Source organism: Actinoplanes sp. NPDC049598 (assembly GCF_040675435.1).
In the GTDB taxonomy this organism is placed as follows: Bacteria; Actinomycetota; Actinomycetes; order Mycobacteriales; family Micromonosporaceae; genus Actinoplanes.
Map to the genome: position 1 here is coordinate 209,066 of NZ_JBFAOX010000005.1, position 15,344 is coordinate 224,409.

The following is a 15,344-nucleotide window of genomic DNA, read 5'->3' on the forward strand; positions in this document are numbered from 1 at the left end:
TCAGCATCATCAGCCCCTCACCCGGGCGCGCAGCCCACTCAGCCAGGTCGCGGCCGCGGCCGCGCCGTTCCCGAACGTCAGCTCGGCGCAGCGCCGGCGCAACGCGGCCCGCACCTCCGGCCGCACCACGGCGTCCAGCACCTCGGCCGGCTCCGGCTCCTCCAGGCTGAGCGCCACCCCGGCCGCGTCGGCGAATCGTGCCCGGCCGCGCTGCTCCGCCGACCCGTCCGGGACGAAGACGGTGGGGATCGCGTGGGCCAGCCGCTCGTGGAAGACGTCGTACCGGGCGTCGGCCACCGTCAGATCGAACGCCCGCAGGCAGCGGGCGGGCGGGACGTCGTGCACGACCCGGAACCCGTGCCGCCCCAGATGCTCGCCGACCCGCGGGTCGATGCCGGGCTGCACGAGGGCGACCGGGCCGTCACCCAGACCCAGCTCGTCGCGGGCCTGAGCGACGGCCGGCAGCTCGGCCGGGTCGAGCAGGGTGATGGGGTCGACCCGGTGGACCCGGCCGTCCCCGGCCACGGCAGGCGCGGCGAACTCGCCCGGTTCGAGCACATGGACGCCGTCCCACCCGGCGTGGCCGGCGTCCCAGGCCCGGCGCAGCCACACCCAGAGGACGCCCGGATGGTCGCCGGCGGCCCGGATGACGCCCTCGTGCGGCCGGCCGTCGACCACCACCACCTCGGGCGTGTGCAGCTCGATCAGATGGGTCAGCCGGTCCCGCAGCAGCCGGTTCCAGCGCTCTCCGGGGACGCCCGTCGCCGCCTGGGACGGGATGTATTCGGTCAGGAAGCCTTCCTGGCGCGGAAGCGGCGCGCCGTAGGCCTGCGTGACGATGACGGCGTCCACGCCGCCCGGCAGCCGCCGCGCGATCGCCGTAGCCACCGTCGCCTCGCCCTCACACAGCATCAGCAGCCGCCGGCCCGGGCTGGGTGTGGGGGTTGGGACGGAGGCGCCGTGCGGGATCGGGATGGGGATGGAGGCTCCGTGCGCGCCGGGGCCCAGGGCCGGGTTGCGGCGGGGGCCGGGGAGGTTGAGGCGGGGGCGGATGCCGTGGCGGGCCAGGCGGGCCAGGTGCGAGCGGTGGCCATAGTGGCGCTCGGCGAACTCGCGGGCCCGGTCGACCACGGTCCGGTAGCGGCCGGGATCGGCGTAGACCTCGCGCACGAGCGCGGGAACGCCGTCCGGCGACGAGTAGAGGGCCGCGCCGGCCAGGAACGGGCGCAGGTGCTCACCGACGATCACCGGGACCCCGGCCGCCATCGACTCGAGGGCCGAGCGCGAGAAGGTCTGATGGAAGTCGACCAGGAAGTCGAGGGTGCGCAGGAACTCGTCCGGCATCTCGGCCCCGTACGGCACCAGCTCCCAGTGCGGGAACGGCGAACTCTCCCCCAGCCAGCGCACCCGCAGATCGCCCAGATCGATCGGGAACGGCCCGCGCAGCCCGACCACCGGCTCGCCGGCCACATAACCGTCCCGGTCCCGCCACCAGTGCGCGACGTCGATCAGCTCGTGCCAGTCGGCCTCGGTGACGCGCACGCCGGGCGCCGCCCGCACCAGTTGCTCCCGCGCCTGTGGGCTGGTGGGCGCCCACGCCGCCGCCGTCCCGAACCAGCGCCGCGCCTGCTCGTAGACGGCCGGGTCGGCCGGTGGCCTACCGGTCACCAGAACCGTTCGCTCGGCCCGAAGACGGAGGCCTGCCGGCCGGGCCCAGGGCCGGCGCACCACTAGAAGCCGCGCCGCGACCGGCTGGTCCTCGCGGGCGAGCGTGGCCGCCCCATCGCGGATCAGCTCCCGGATCCGCGGCCGGAAGCCGACCGCCGACTCCCGGCTGCCGCTGGCCGGCGCGTGGATCAGCACGGTGCTCAGCGCCGCCTCGGCCTGCGCGTGCACCTCGACCGCGATGGTGGCCGAGGCGGTGCCCGGCTGCCGGAAGTCGGCCAGCACAGCCACGTCGTGCACGGTCACGGGCGGCACCTTGTCGATCTCCCTCGGTCGCGGTGACCTGATCAACGATCTTGGCGAAGCGCCGTGACGCCCGGTGAACCGTTCGGCAACCGAAGAGCGCCGGGACCGCACCCATTCAACGGTAATCATCACTGGAGCGGGGCCGAACTAATCGGTGAACGCGGCGGTAGCAACCGCAGCGGCCACTACCGAAAGGCAGTCGATGCGCTCCTCGATCACCAAGCGTCTGGCCCTGATCGCCATGATCCCCGCCACCCTCTTCGCGATCGTTCTGCTTGCGTCGCCCGCCAACGCCGCCGCCGTCAGCACGACCCAGCTCTCGGCCGACATCGTCAAGCTGACCAACGCCCAGCGCGCGGCCCACGGCTGCAAGGCCCTGACGGTCGACGCCCGCCTGACCAAGGCGGCCGCCGGGCACAGCGCCTACATGGCCCGTGGCGGCGCGTTCAGCCACACCGGCGCCGGCCGCTCGAGCTTCGTCACCCGCGTCAAGGCCGCCGCCTACCCGCGCCCGCTGAGCGAGAACATCGCGTTCGGCTACCGCACCGGCGCCGACGTCGTGAAGGGCTGGATGGCCAGCCCGGGCCACCGCGCCAACATCCTGAACTGCAAGGCCAGCACGGTCGGCGTGGCCACCGCGTACGCCGCCAACGGCAACCCGTACTACACCCAGGACTTCGGTTACTGACCGATCCGCTCGAAGGCCTCACCGTCGCCGGTGGGGCCTTCGCTGCGTTTCACCAGGGCGAGGATCTCGCGGTGCTGCGCGGCCATCTGGTCGGCCAGCTCGCGGTGCCGGTCGCCCGAGTGCAGCAGCAGCTCCTCGATCGCGCCGAGCACCCGCCGCTGGGTCTGGTCGAGCACGGCCCGCATGTCGGCCTGCGCTTTCCGGTGCGCCCGTTGCAGCGTGGCCAGGCGCCGGATGAGCAGCAGCAGGCCACCGATCAGCACCGAGAAGAACAGCCCGAGGACGGTGAGCGCGACGCCGACCTGTCCGGTCAGCGCGGCCGCGGCGACGGCGGCGCAGAGCACGGCCGCCCCGGCGAGCAGTCCCGCCTGGCGCCGCGTCAGATTCCGCAGCCGTCGCATCGCTTCTCCTTCTGTCCCCCTCGTCAACGCGGTGCTGGTCACCGGGTTACGCAGAACGGCACCCCCGCCCGCTGCCGCGCGGCCACGTCGAGCGAGGCGTCGAAGCGGCGCAACGACTCGGGATAGGTGCCGGCGAACTCCTGCCGCAGCGCGCACCGCCGCTCGCCGCCGGCCGGCGTGCGGTCGAAATCGGCCATCTCCACGGCGATCCGGTCGTAGAGCTTGGCCGGCGCGCTCGCCATGAAGGTGTCCCGCTGCCGCTTGTTGGCCGCCGCCGACACGGCCGAAGCCCCGGCCAGCAGCACGATCGCGGCCACCAGGACCCACCGTCGCCGGCGGGCCGCCAGGAGCACGGCGGCCACCACGATCAGGGCGCCCGCGGTGGTGGTGACCGCCGAGTCCCGCCACCCCAGGCCCCACACCGTCATCTTCTGGACGTCGGCGTTGAGCGCCCCCATCCCGGCCGCGAGCAGCACGGCGGCGGCCGCGACGACCGCGAGCGCGGCGGCCGGCCGGCGGTCCACAGCGGACAGTCGCGGCAGATCGCGCACGGCCTGCCACGCCAGTCCGGCCAGCACCAGCGCGGCGGCCACGAGCACGAGGCCGAGCAGCCACGGGCGGGGGCTTCCACCGCGGACGGCTGCCTGCCACATGAGCGGCGGGAACCAGGCGACCGCCCGGACCGGCAGGGCTTCGAAGGTCTCCGGCCCGAACTGCACGTCGGATCCCCGATAACACCGGCCGGTCGAGCAGTAGCGGTGGATCACCACCCGTACGGCCAGGAAGACCGGAAGAAAGCCCACCCAGAGCAACCCGGCGGCCTTGGCCCGGGCCGAGGTGAGCATCTCGCGCGGACCGTGGCCCAGCACCAGATGACCGCGGGCGAGGACGGCGACGGTGGCCAGCGGCGGGGCCAGGTAGGCGATCTCGTTGAACGCGGCCAGGGCGGCCCCGCCGAGCACGAGCAGCGGAGCCCACCAGAGCCGGAAGCTCTCCAGCCGGCACAGCGCCGCCGCGACACCGAGCACCAGCGCCGCCGAGGCCAGATAGAGACCGCCGAAGAGCACGACCGGGCTCGATCCGCCCGCCGCCACGAAGCCCGCGGCCACCGCGAACGGCACGACCGGCGCGGCGACCGACGGCGGCTGCCGGAACAGCCGGCCCGGCGAGACCACGCACTCCACCAGCACCACCGCCACCAGGCACAACAGCAGGGCCGAAAGGAACGAGACGAGCCGGAAGGCCACGTTGGCCGGCAGGCCGGCCACGTCGCCCAGGGTGTACGCGGCCAGATCGAGCGCCTTCTCCAGCATGCGGCCGAAGAGCCGGAAGTTGCCCAGCCGCAGATAGCCGGGCAGCGAGTCGACCGTGTGCGGCACGATCTTCAGCGGGTTGTCGCGGAACAGCCCGCCGTGCCAGTAGATGTTGAACCGGTGGTCGCGGGCCGGCGCCAGCGCGATCAGCGGGGCCAGCACCGGCAGGGGCACCAGCACCGCCCGCAGCAGGGCCCGCCGCCAGAGCGCGCCGACCGGCGGCCCCTCGACCACGAAGCGCATCTCCACGCGCGGGGAGGGCGGGGCATCGATCGCTGGTGCGCTCATGCCATCGCCAACGATCGGCGCGGCCGGAAGATTACGCCGCCGGGGAAAGCAACCGGGCCAACGTCGGTGGATCTCTGGGATCGACCACCACCGCGCGGACCGCCCGGTGATCGCGGCAGAGCTGCGAGATCCGGACGGCCAGCAGCTCCTCCCAGTCGCCACCGGGGTCGTGCCGCGACCATGTCTGCGGGTCGGGCAGATATTCGAGGACGACGCCCGACACCTGCAGGCCGCGCAACGCCGGCTGGTCGGTCACCACCACCGGCAGGTGATCGGCGTCGACCAGGATCCGCTGGCGCAGGGCACGGATCAGCGCCTGCGCGGCCGGGCGGGAGAGCCCGATCGCGACGTAGACCCGGGCCGGCACCGGTGGCGCCGCCGGCCGCGGCACGGCCGCCGGGGCCAGGCCGCCCCGGCGCAGCCGCCGGGCGATGACCGGCCCGTAGCGCACCGGGTCGCGGGCCAGGTCGACCAGGACCCGGCCGAGCCGGTAGGAACGGCTGCGGCGCAGCGCCAGCACGAGCTCCCGGTTGCGGTCGCGCTCGCGCAGGGCGGCGTCCCGCTCGTCCTCGACCCAGCGCAGCCGCCCGGTCAGGGTGGCCACCTCCCAGCGGGCCAGCATCTCATCCAACGCGAGCCTCCACTGTGGCGTGTCGGGCGATCCAAGCGGCGGCCTCCCCGGCGCCGTTGCCGATCGAGAGCTCCGCGCAGCGGCGGCTCAGTGCTTCCCGGGCCGCCCGGCCGGCCAGCCGTTCCAGGGCCGCGGCGGCCTCGTCGTCGCTGGTGGCGCAGATGGCGACGCCGGCCGCGGCGGCGAACCGGGCCCGGGCCAGCTCGTCGTCGACGGCCCGCGGATCGGGCACGAAGACGGTCGGCACGGCCGCGCCCAGCAGCTCGTGAAAGCTCGTGTAGTCGGCCCGCGAGACGGCCAGCGCCACCTCACCCAGCTCGGCCGGGCCGGCCTCGACCCGGCGGAATCCGGGCAGGCTCGCCTCGACGCCGCGGCAGAGCAGGGTGTTCTCCCGGGTGCGGCGTGGTCGCCGGTCGGGCAGCTCGGTAATGGGATCCACTGTGGTCACTCCGGACCGGGCCGTGGTGGTCCACCCCTCGTCGCCGGCCGCGGCGAACTCGCCCGGCTCGAGGATGCCGGCGAACAGCGCGCCCCGGGCCGCCCATTCGCCGCCGGTGCCCCGTTTCCACATGGCCGGGCGCAGCCACAGCCAGCTCGGCCCGGTGTTGTCGGCGACGGCGGCGGCGATGCCGTCGTGCGGCACTCCCCCGACCAGCACCGCCCGCGGCCCGTACCACTCGATCAGGTGACGCAGGCGGTCCCGGACGAACCCGGTCCAGCGTTCCTCGGAGACGCCCAGCTCGGCCGCGGCGGGCAGGTACTCGGTGAGCAGGCCGGCCGCGTGGGCCTCGGGCAGGCGGGCCGAGCCGGCCACCACGACCGCCTCCAGACCGGCCGGCAGGCGCCGGGCGATGGCCCGGAACCGCGCGATGCCGTCGGCCACGAACAGCACCCGCCGGACCGGCCGGGCCGTCACGGTGGCCGCCTTCGCCGGGCGCGGGCCGGGCATCACGCCCAGCGAGGCGAGCCGGGCGATGTGCGAGGCGCGGCCGAAGTGCTCGGTGACGAACGAGCGGGCCCGCCGCACCACGGCGTCGTAGGCCGGGCGGTCGGCGTGCAGGCGGCGGACCAGATCACGGACGCCCGAGGGGTCGCAGTAGAGCGCGGCCTCCCCGAAGACCGACCGGAAATGCGGGCCCACGATGACCGGGACGCCGCTCGCCATGGCCTCCAGGATCGTCCGGCCGAACGCCTCGACCAGCTCCGGATCGTGGAAGTAGACGAAGAAGTCGAGCGAGGCCAGGAAGTCCTGCGGGGCCTCGGCGCCGAAGTCGAGCACGTCCCAGTTGCCCGGACGGCGGCCGAGACGCTCGACCGCGATCTCGCCCCCGCCCAGCAGCCGGACCCGCACGTCGGCCGCGTCCGGGTAAGCCTGCAGCAGCTCACCCGGATCGCGCGGCCACTTCACCGGATCGGGCCGCCCGTGCCGGCCGATGACCGGCGCCGCCCCCGGCTCGCGACGGCGCTCGACCTTCCAGTCGGCGACCTCGATGATCTCGTGCCAGTCGGTGTCGGTCAGCGTGGCCCCGCGCACGCTCGTCCGCACCTGCGGGCTGATCGGCGCCCAGACGACGCCGGGCCCGAAGTAGCGCTCGACGCGCTCGCGAACCTCGGCCACCGAGTAGTACCGCTCGTCGTCGCCCGGCACCTGGTTGATCACGACGATCGTGTGGCCGGCCCGGACGGCCGGCGGCGCCGCCAGATCCTCGGTGAAGATGCGCGGCTGGCGGATCAGCAGCACCTTCGCCTCGACCTCGGACCCGTCGTCGTGGGCCAGGTCGGCCAGGCCGTCGCGCAGGGCGGCCACGATGCGCGCCTGGAACGGGCGGGCGTGCCGCAGATGCGGCGACGGCACGTGGATCAGGACGGTCCGCAGACCCGCGGCGGCCTGGGCCTGGACCTCGGCCACGATGCTCGCCGAGTTGCCGCCCGGGTACCGCAGGTCGGACAGGATCGCGACGTCGTACACGGCTGGCTCAACGACGCGAGCTAACAGGGCGATACGGACAATTCACCCGAGTCGTTCATGGAGGAGAAGGAGGCGAAAACCATGCACCCACTCGCTGTCGCGGCCCTGCAGGCACGGTCGATCGCCGCGCGGGAGCCGCTCGCCCGCGCCGGTCTCACCGCGGAGCTGGCGCGGGTGATCGCGCTGCAGAACCTGCGCCCGGACGACCGGGCCGTCGCCCTGACCATGCTCGACGGGGACCTCACGCCCGAGTTCCGGGGGCTGCGCTGCCAGCTCGCGTACGCCGAAGGGGACCACGCGCAGGCGCGGGCGCTGCTGACGACCGAGATCCCGCCTCCGGTGCGGCGCACCGTCGGGCTCGACCTCGGCAACCCGTACGCCGGTGGCACCGGCCCGTGGGACCTCGGCGACCTGCTGCCCTCGGTGTCGGTGACCGGCGACGACGGCGACCCGTTCGACCGGCTCACCGCCCGCCCCTTCCAGCGCCTCGGTCACCCCCGCCGGGTCACCTCGATCGTCACCACCCGTCAGCCCGGCCGCCGCCTGCTCACCGCCCTGCGCTCGCTGATCCGCCAGACCTGGACCAACCAGGAGATCCTGCTGGTCGACGACGGCTCCCCGGCCTCGTACGGGCCGATGCTGCGCCGGGCGGCCGCGCTCGACCCCCGGATCCGGGTGATTCGGATGGTGACGCCGGGCGGCCCCTACGTCGCCCGCAACGCCGGCCTCGATGCCGCCACCGGCGACTTCGTGACGTTCCAGGACGCCGGTGACTGGTCGCACCCGCTCCGGCTGGAGAAGCAGGCGACCGCCCTGCTGGCCGACGAGGCGCTGCTCGCCGTCACCGCGGCCGGCATCCCGGTGACGCCCGAGCTCGTGGTGACCCGGCCCGGTGTGACCGATCCGCGCTGCCCGCACCCGTCGTCGCTGATGATCCGGCGCGGCGCGGGCGGCTACTTCGACCCGCTCCGGCTCGGCGCCGACGAGGAGTACGCGGCCCGGATCCCCGCCGTCCGCCACCTGGAGGACGCGCTGACCCTGATCCGCCGGGCCGAGCACGAGCCGGTCGGCTGGATCGACCCGGCCCGCCGCTCCTACCGCTCCGCCTACGAGACGGCCCACACCCACGGCCAGCCCACCTGGGCGGCGCCCCGCCGGCTGCGCGGCGAGACCGGGGCCCAGGCGTACGACGTGGTGCTGGCCGGTGACTGGACGACCGCGGGCGGGGCCGGCACGGCCGGGATCGGGCAACTGCGGGCCCTGGCCGCCCGCGGCCTGCGCGCCGCCCTGCTGCACCTGGACATGCTGGCGAACCTGCGCGAGGGCCCACAGAACCTCGACCCGGCCGTGCAGAAGCTCGTCAACTCGGGCGAGCTCATCCAGGTCGAGGTCACCGACGACGTCCGGGCCCGGCTGGTGGTCGCCCGCACGGCCCAGGTGCTCGAGCATGCGCCGGATCTGCCCAGCGGCGTCCGGGCCCAGCGGGTCGTCGTGGAGGACGCCGCCGTCTCCGAGCCGGCCGCGGCGGCCGCCCAGCGGCTCTTCGGCCGCCGGCCGGTGTGGGCGCCGGCCGGGCCGGACGGCCGCCGGCGCCTGACCGCCGACGCCGCCTCGCTCGACCTGCCCGGCACCCTGGACGCCGCCCAGTGGCGCCTGGACCGCCGGGGCCCGCGGGCCGACCGCCCGGTCGTCGGCCGTTACTGCCGGGGCGGACGAGCCGAGTGGCAACGCCTGCGCGAGGAGTTGCCGGACACGGGCCGGATCGACGTGCGGCTGCTCGACTCGGCCGGCACCGCCCGCCGCTCGTTCGGCCGGTTCGGGCCGCCGCGGACCTGGCTCGTCTACGAACCGGCCGACGTCAGCCCGCGCTCGTTCCTCTACCAGATCGACTTCTACCTGCGCCTGCCGCCGGACGACGTGCCGGCCGACCCCGACCCGGACATCCTGGCCGCCCTGGCCGCCGGCTGCGTGGCCGTGCTGCCCTACCGTTACGCCGAGGCCTTCGGCGAGGCGGCGGTCTACTGCGATCCGCCGGAGCTGCTCGACACCGTGCGCATGCTGCACGGCAACCGCCGGGCCCTGCGCGAACAGGGTCAGCGCGGGGCCGACTTCGTCCGCCGCCATCACGCCCACGAGCTGTACGCCGACCGGGTGGCCCGGTTGGCAACGTTTTAGCACCCGCCGAATCGTCAACCCGCCGCCCGCGCCGCCGATTCATGGGGGCACAACAGCAAAGCTCGGAGCGGCCCCCGCCGCCCCGTGCGGGCGGCGTAACCCCCAAACGTCAACCGCGAGCGCGACCCCGCCGTCCCCCGCGGCGGGGTCGCGTTTCTATGCAGGCACCGTCGATTGTGGATGGGCCAGGGCCACCCAGCGGCCCGGTAGCGGGCGCTGGGCGGTGAGACCGAAGCCGCCCTGCCGCGGCAGTGGGGACTCGTCGGCCACGACGGCGGCGTCGGCGGCCAGCCGCCGGCCCAGCACGTGCAGGGCCGGGCTCAGCGCGTCCGACTTCATCGGGGCGAGCGAGCCGTCCACCACCAGCAGGTCGATGTCGAGCAGGCCGTCGAGCGCGTCGACGTCGTACCAGTCGACGGTGCGGGCCTCGACCGACAGCTCGGCCACCGCCGCGTACCGCACCTCGACCGTGCCCAGCGCGTGCTCGGCGAGCAGGGCGCGCGTCCGGTCGGCCCGGCCCCGCTCGTGGTCGACCACCACCAGGCGCCCGCCGCGGGCCTCGGTCGTGTAGCCGAGCCAGATCGTCGAGGGGCCGCTGCCCAGGGCCACGGTCAGCCCGGGGGCCCGGTCGCGGGTGACGTGCACCAGGCCCAGCAGGTCGGTCGGGTTGAGGGTCGCACCGGCCGGCATCGGGGCGCGTGGCGTCACCCATTGGAAGAGCTGGACCAGGGCCTCGATCTCCCGGCTCTGCTCGCGCAGCAGCAGCTCGGCGCCGCGCCCGGTCAGCCGCTCGGTGCGGGTGACGGCCTCGGTCAGCTCCTGATGGCGGTCGCCGGCGGCCAGGCGCTCCTTCTCCACCGAGGCGAGGACGCGGCGCTGCAACTGCTCCACGACCGTGCGCAGGTCGCGGACGGCGGCCTGGGCCGAGCGGTCGGCGCGGCCGATCCGGCGGGACAGGTGGATGACCCCGGCCAGCACGACGGCCGGCAGCAACGCCAGCAGGCCGGCGGTCACGGCGGCGCCGGCCGAGAGGGCCAGGGCGACGGCGATGCCGGCCAACTGCCGCCGGGAGAGGCCGGCCAGCCGGTTCGCGTAGCGCCGGGCCCGGCGGCGGAGCTTGCGCCTGATGATCTCCTTGGTCGCCCACACATCGAGGTAACGCGCCCGCGTGACACCGCGTTACGCGACCGCCAGGGGCAGCATCGACCGGGCCCACTCGACGTAACCGGGCTGGACGGCGACGGCCCGGGCCCGGCGGCTCTGCTCGGCGAAGAGCGCGGGGTCGGCCCGGTAACGCGCGATCAGCGGTTCCACCTCCGAACGGGCGCAGTAGACGGCCGCGTCGCCGTACAGGGGTGCGTACCGCGCCGGCATGACCACGACGCAGCCGGTCTGGGCCGCCTCGACCGCCGGGCGCGAATACCACTCGGCCGCCTCGATCGGCGGGAAGTGCAGGTAGAAGTCGAGCTGGTGCAGGAACGGCCGCGGGCCCAGGTCGGCCGGCGCATAACCGAGCCAGGGCGGCGCGAGCGGCACGTCGAGCTCGCCCGCGGGCCGGTCGGGCAGCCGGATCCGGACGTCGGCCGTGGGCAGCCGCCGGAAGACCGCGAGACGATCGGCCGCGTCGGGCGGCCAGCCGGCGGCGTCGCACAGGTCGGTGCCCACGATCGCCGGTCCGGGGGCCGCGGTCGTCCGGTCCGCGACCCAGCCCGCCGGGGCCAGGGCGACAGGCAAGTTCATCAGGTCAAGGTCCCAGGCCGTACGCATCACCGCCCGCACCCCGTCGTCCTGGGGAACCCAGACCGGGTCCGCTCCGAACAGGCGCAGGGCGGCCGCCGTGCACATCGCCGGGTCGTAACGGCGGTCCGACCCGTCGGACCGGGCCGGCGCCCGATCCGCGACCACGACCGTCCGCTCGGCCCGAATCCCGCTCGCGACACCGGCGGTGAACTGCAGGACCGCCGCCTGCCGGACGATCACCAGCGCCGTCTCCACGCTGTCCTCGGGCGCGATCCAGTCCACCACCCCGTCGTTGACCAGATCCTGGATCGGGGCGCCGGCCGGCCACCGCCGCTGATGGACCGCGCGCAGCGAGTCGAGTTGCACCAGCGCCACCCGCATCCCGGCCGCGGTCAGCGCGCGCATCTCGTCCAGGGCCGTGCGCTGCACGCCGTCGAGGAAGCGCCAATCACCGGCCAGCACCACGTCGTAGCGGCGGTCCCGGACCGTGCCCAGCAGGTGGTCGGGGGCCGGGAACGGCCGGTCCAAGCCGTCGGCCGGGCGGAAGGCGCTGGCCCGGCGGGTGGCGATGAGCTGGTGGTGGCGCTGGTAGGCCGACATGTAGGCGGTGCGCGCGGGGTGCATCCAGTGGGCCCGGATCTCCGAACGCGACAGCGACCCCACCGACAGGCGGATCAGGGCCAGCGGCTTGGAGTCGACGTGGCGGACCCGCCCGGCGCCGAAGGCGGCCTGGATCCGGCCGATGTACTCGGAGTCGGCGGCCTTGCGCAGCCGGTCGAAGTAGCCGACGGTCCGCAGCACCGTGCTCCGCCGGATCAGCAGCGACGACGGGTTGAACCGGCCGCTGCGCACCCCGGGCCGGGTGCACAGCAGCTGATCGGTCACCGAGAGCCCCTCGGAAGTGGTGGCGACCAGGCGGCGATCGTCGAGCAGGGGCCGCACCTGCAGCTCGAGACGGCGCGGATGGGACCAGTCGTCGGAGTCCTGGAAGGTGGCGAACTCGCCGCCCGCGACGTCCAGGCCGGCGTTGCGCGCCGCGTACGTCCCGGAGTTGACCGCCATCTTCAGCAGCCGCACCCGGTCGCCGAGCGCCACCGCCTCGTCCAAAATGGAGTCGAACTCGGGTGGCGAGGCGTCGTCGACCAGGATCACCTCGGTGTTGGCCCAGGTCTGGGCGAGGATCGAGCGGACCGCGGTGATCAGGCCGCGATCGGGGCGGTACGAGGTGAGCACCACCGAGATCCGGTGCGGCCCCTCGATCTTCTCGAGCGGCGCCGACACCAGACGGTCGAACGGGCTTGCTTCATCACCCTCGACGGTGAAGGCCGGCGCCGGCAGCAACGCGCCGAACGCCGTGCGCCAAGGCTCGACCGGACCGTTGGAAACAAAGGGATTCAGCAGATCGGCCACGAGGCCCTTGCGGGCCGGCTCGCCGATCTTCCGGTACCGCCGCAGCAGGTGACGCGCCCGCGCCGGGCCCTCGTGAGCGAGCGCGAGCTGGGCGTGCAGGATCTGCTGGGCCGGGGTCAGCGCCCGCGCGCCGAGCACGCGCCGGGCCAGCTCGAACAGGGCCAGCGCGTCCTCGGTGCCGTCCTGCAGGGCCATGCTCTGGGCGACCGACGCGACCAGCGTCCCGTCGATCTTGCGGCGGCGCCGGCGAAGCCACCTTCGGTCCCCCCGGCGGGCCGCCTCCACGAGCTCTTCCAGGGTGCCCTGCGATCCGAGCGCGGCCCGGGCCAGCAGCACCTGCGCGTCGAAGGACCGGTTGCGCACAGCCGTGGCGGTCAGCGCGAGACGCAGGCGGGGACCGATCGCCCGCACGTGGTCGTCGAGCAGGCCGGAGGGATGGGACATGCCGGGACCAACGTTCGCACCGCAGCTGCGGTGACGGGCGCTCAGACCGCCGCCAGCACCGCCGCGCCGACCCGGTCGCGCTCGGCCTCGTCGGCCCACGAGCCGACCAGGTAGAACGCGTCCACCACGTCGCCGCCCAGGGTCGAGATGCGGGCCGCCCGCACGTCCGCGCCGGCCTCGTCGAGCGCCGTGGCCACCCGGTAGAGCAACCCGGCCGAGTCGGCCGCCCGCAGCTCCAGGATCGCCGCGTCGGTGGCCGCGCCGCGCTGCCACACCACCCGCGGCGAGGCCGTGCCACCGCGCGCGCTCATCGCCCGGGCCCGCACCCGCTGGGTCACCGAGACGTCCCCGGCGGCCACCCGGCGCAGGTCGGCCGCGAGGGCCACCGGGTCGTACGGCGTGCCGTAGCGGGGCTGGGTGAGGAACTCGACGATCGCCCGCTGGTCGACCGTGACCGTGTTCGCGGCCACCACGTCCAGGCGGTGCATGGCCAGGCAGGCCGCGACCTGCCCGAGCAGGCCCCGGCGGTCGGCCGCGGCCACCGCGATCCGGTCGCCGTCCAGATGCACGGCCGGCAGGCCGCCCTCCAGCAGCTCGGGGTCCGGGGCGGGCGGCTCGGGCAGTTCGCCGGTGTCGAGCCGGGTCCGTACCCGGCTCACCAGCTCGGCCATCAGCCGGCCCTTCCAGTCGGACCAGGCAGCCGGGCCGGTGGCCCGCGAGTCGGCCCGGGCTAGCGCGTGCAGCAGATCGAGCGTGCCGGCGTCACCGACCGCCTCGGCCACCGACGAGATCGTCTTGGGGTCGCTCAGGTCGCGGCGGGTGGCCACGTCGGGCAGCAGCAGGTGCAGCCGGACCAGCTTCTCGATGGTGGCCACGTCGGCCGGGGGCAGGCCGATGCGGGTGGCGATCTCGGCCGCGATCGGGGCGCCGACCACGCTGTGGTCGCCCGGCCGGCCCTTGCCCACGTCGTGCAGGAACGCGCCGATCAGCAGCAGGTCGGGGCGCTCGACCTCGCGGGCGTAGGCGGTCGCCTCGTACGCCGCCTGCACGAGGTGCCGGTCGAGCGTGTAGCGGTGGATCGGGTGGTGCTGCGGCAGGCTGCGCAGCCGGGCCCATTCGGGCAGCCAGGCGTCGGTCAGCCCGTACCGGTCACAGGTCTCCCAGGTCGGCAGCAGGCCCGGCCCGGAGCCGAGCAGCGAGACCAGGGCGGCCCGGGCCGGCGGCGGCCACGGGTTGGGCAGCGGCGGGCAGAACGAGGCCAGCCATTCGCTGGTGGCCCGGGCGATCGGCAGCTGCACGGTGGCGGCCGCGGCGGCCAGGCGCAGGGAGAGGCTGGGGTCGGGCACCGGCCCGATGGCGGTGCGGGCCAGCACCAGCTCGCCGTCCTGCTCGACCACGTCGCGGGCGACCGGGCGGCGGGCCGGCGACCCGGCGGGCAGGCCCCGGCGGCGGCCGCGCAGGCGGTCGGCCGCGCGCCAGGCGTCGTCGAGGGCGTGGGCGATGGTCCGGGCGTCGCCCGCGACCCGGCGCAGCAGCGCGTCGCCGTCGTCCAGGTCGAGCAGCTCGGCCACCGCGGCCCGCTCCTGGGCGACCAGCCGGTCGACCCGGCGGCCCACGGCCAGGTGCAGCGCGTCGCGGGTGTCGAGCACCCGCAGGTTGGCGGCGCGGACGGCCGGGCGCATCGTGTCGGCCACCCCGGCCCGGCCGATGGCCCGCAGGATCGTCACGTCCCGCAGCCCGCCGGCCGCCTCCTTGAGGTCGCCCTCGAGCAGGAACGCGAGCTCGCCGTGGCTGGCCCAGCGGGCGGTGGTCAGTTCCTTGAGCTGCGGCAGCAACCGGACCGCGGTGCGCCGCCATTGATCCGAGGCGGCCGCGACCAGCTCGGCGCTCAGGCCCGCGTCGCCGGCCACGTGCCGGGCGTCGAGCAGGCCCAGGGAGACCTTGACGTCGTCGTGCGCGACCGACAGCGCCTCCGGCAGGGTGCGCACGGAGTGGTCGAGGCCGAGCCGGGCGTCCCAGATCGGGTACCAGAGGGAGGCGGCGATCCGGTCGATGCCGGCCGCCCCGTTGTGCAGGAGCACGAGGTCAAGATCGCTGTAGGGCGCGCAGTCGCGCCGGCCCAGCCCGCCCACGGCGACCAGGCTGACGCCGGGCAGGTGGGCCGGGAACATGCCCTTGAGCCAGGCGTCGAGCGCCGCGGCCCGTTCGTCGCGGGCGGCGGCGCCGATGTGTTCGCGCAGCTTGGCCGGCGAGCCGCCGGCGGGCACCGAGGGCGGCGCCGGCGGCTCGCTGGTCATGCGTGTCATGTGTCGGT

General features: G+C 75.2%; 10 protein-coding genes. 2 read left to right on the top strand and 8 right to left on the bottom strand.

The features are described from left to right. Positions 1-9 precede the first annotated feature (9 nt). On the bottom strand, positions 10-1,971 hold the full coding sequence (locus tag AB0J66_RS14450; RefSeq protein WP_364659839.1) for a glycosyl transferase: 1,962 nt from the start codon (positions 1,969-1,971) through the stop codon (positions 10-12). Between the two features lie 202 nt (positions 1,972-2,173). Between AB0J66_RS14450 and AB0J66_RS14455 the strand changes: the two genes are divergently transcribed. Beyond that, positions 2,174-2,659, top strand: coding sequence for a CAP domain-containing protein (locus AB0J66_RS14455; protein ID WP_364659841.1), 486 nt, complete (start codon positions 2,174-2,176; stop codon positions 2,657-2,659). Here the strand turns inward: AB0J66_RS14455 and AB0J66_RS14460 are convergent. Genes AB0J66_RS14460 through AB0J66_RS14475 form a run of 4 tightly spaced genes read right to left on the bottom strand, consistent with a single transcriptional unit; the run spans position 2,653 to position 7,261 of the window. After that, the gene (locus tag AB0J66_RS14460) at positions 2,653-3,060 is read right to left on the bottom strand and encodes a hypothetical protein (protein WP_364659843.1); all 408 of its coding nucleotides are present in this window, start codon (positions 3,058-3,060) and stop codon (positions 2,653-2,655) included. The two genes, AB0J66_RS14455 and AB0J66_RS14460, sit on opposite strands and share 7 nt — an antisense overlap. 38 nt (positions 3,061-3,098) lie before the next feature. Then, a complete protein-coding gene (locus tag AB0J66_RS14465) occupies positions 3,099-4,661 on the bottom strand; it encodes a hypothetical protein (protein WP_364659845.1) in 1,563 nt (520 codons plus the stop codon). Between the two features lie 31 nt (positions 4,662-4,692). After that, positions 4,693-5,283, bottom strand: coding sequence for a hypothetical protein (locus AB0J66_RS14470; protein ID WP_364660255.1), 591 nt, complete (start codon positions 5,281-5,283; stop codon positions 4,693-4,695). 1 nt (position 5,284) lies between these two features. Next, positions 5,285-7,261 (bottom strand): glycosyltransferase, encoded by a 1,977-nt coding sequence (locus AB0J66_RS14475; RefSeq protein WP_364659847.1) that lies wholly within the window; start codon positions 7,259-7,261, stop codon positions 5,285-5,287. Between the two features lie 81 nt (positions 7,262-7,342). Between AB0J66_RS14475 and AB0J66_RS14480 the strand changes: the two genes are divergently transcribed. After that, positions 7,343-9,436 (top strand): glycosyltransferase, encoded by a 2,094-nt coding sequence (locus tag AB0J66_RS14480; protein WP_364659849.1) that lies wholly within the window; start codon positions 7,343-7,345, stop codon positions 9,434-9,436. Positions 9,437-9,592: 156 nt separating this feature from the next. Here the strand turns inward: AB0J66_RS14480 and AB0J66_RS14485 are convergent, their stop codons facing one another. The 3 genes from AB0J66_RS14485 to AB0J66_RS14495 are packed head-to-tail and all read right to left on the bottom strand — an operon-like array spanning position 9,593 to position 15,336. Continuing rightward, positions 9,593-10,585: a class I SAM-dependent methyltransferase gene (locus AB0J66_RS14485; RefSeq protein WP_364659851.1), complete on the bottom strand. Its 993-nt coding sequence runs from the start codon at positions 10,583-10,585 to the stop codon at positions 9,593-9,595. A gap of 30 nt (positions 10,586-10,615) precedes the next feature. Next, positions 10,616-13,030, bottom strand: coding sequence for a glycosyltransferase (locus AB0J66_RS14490; RefSeq protein ID WP_364659853.1), 2,415 nt, complete (start codon positions 13,028-13,030; stop codon positions 10,616-10,618). 41 nt (positions 13,031-13,071) lie between these two features. Next, positions 13,072-15,336: a [protein-PII] uridylyltransferase gene (locus AB0J66_RS14495; RefSeq protein WP_364659855.1), complete on the bottom strand. Its 2,265-nt coding sequence runs from the start codon at positions 15,334-15,336 to the stop codon at positions 13,072-13,074. Positions 15,337-15,344: the final 8 nt, after the last annotated feature.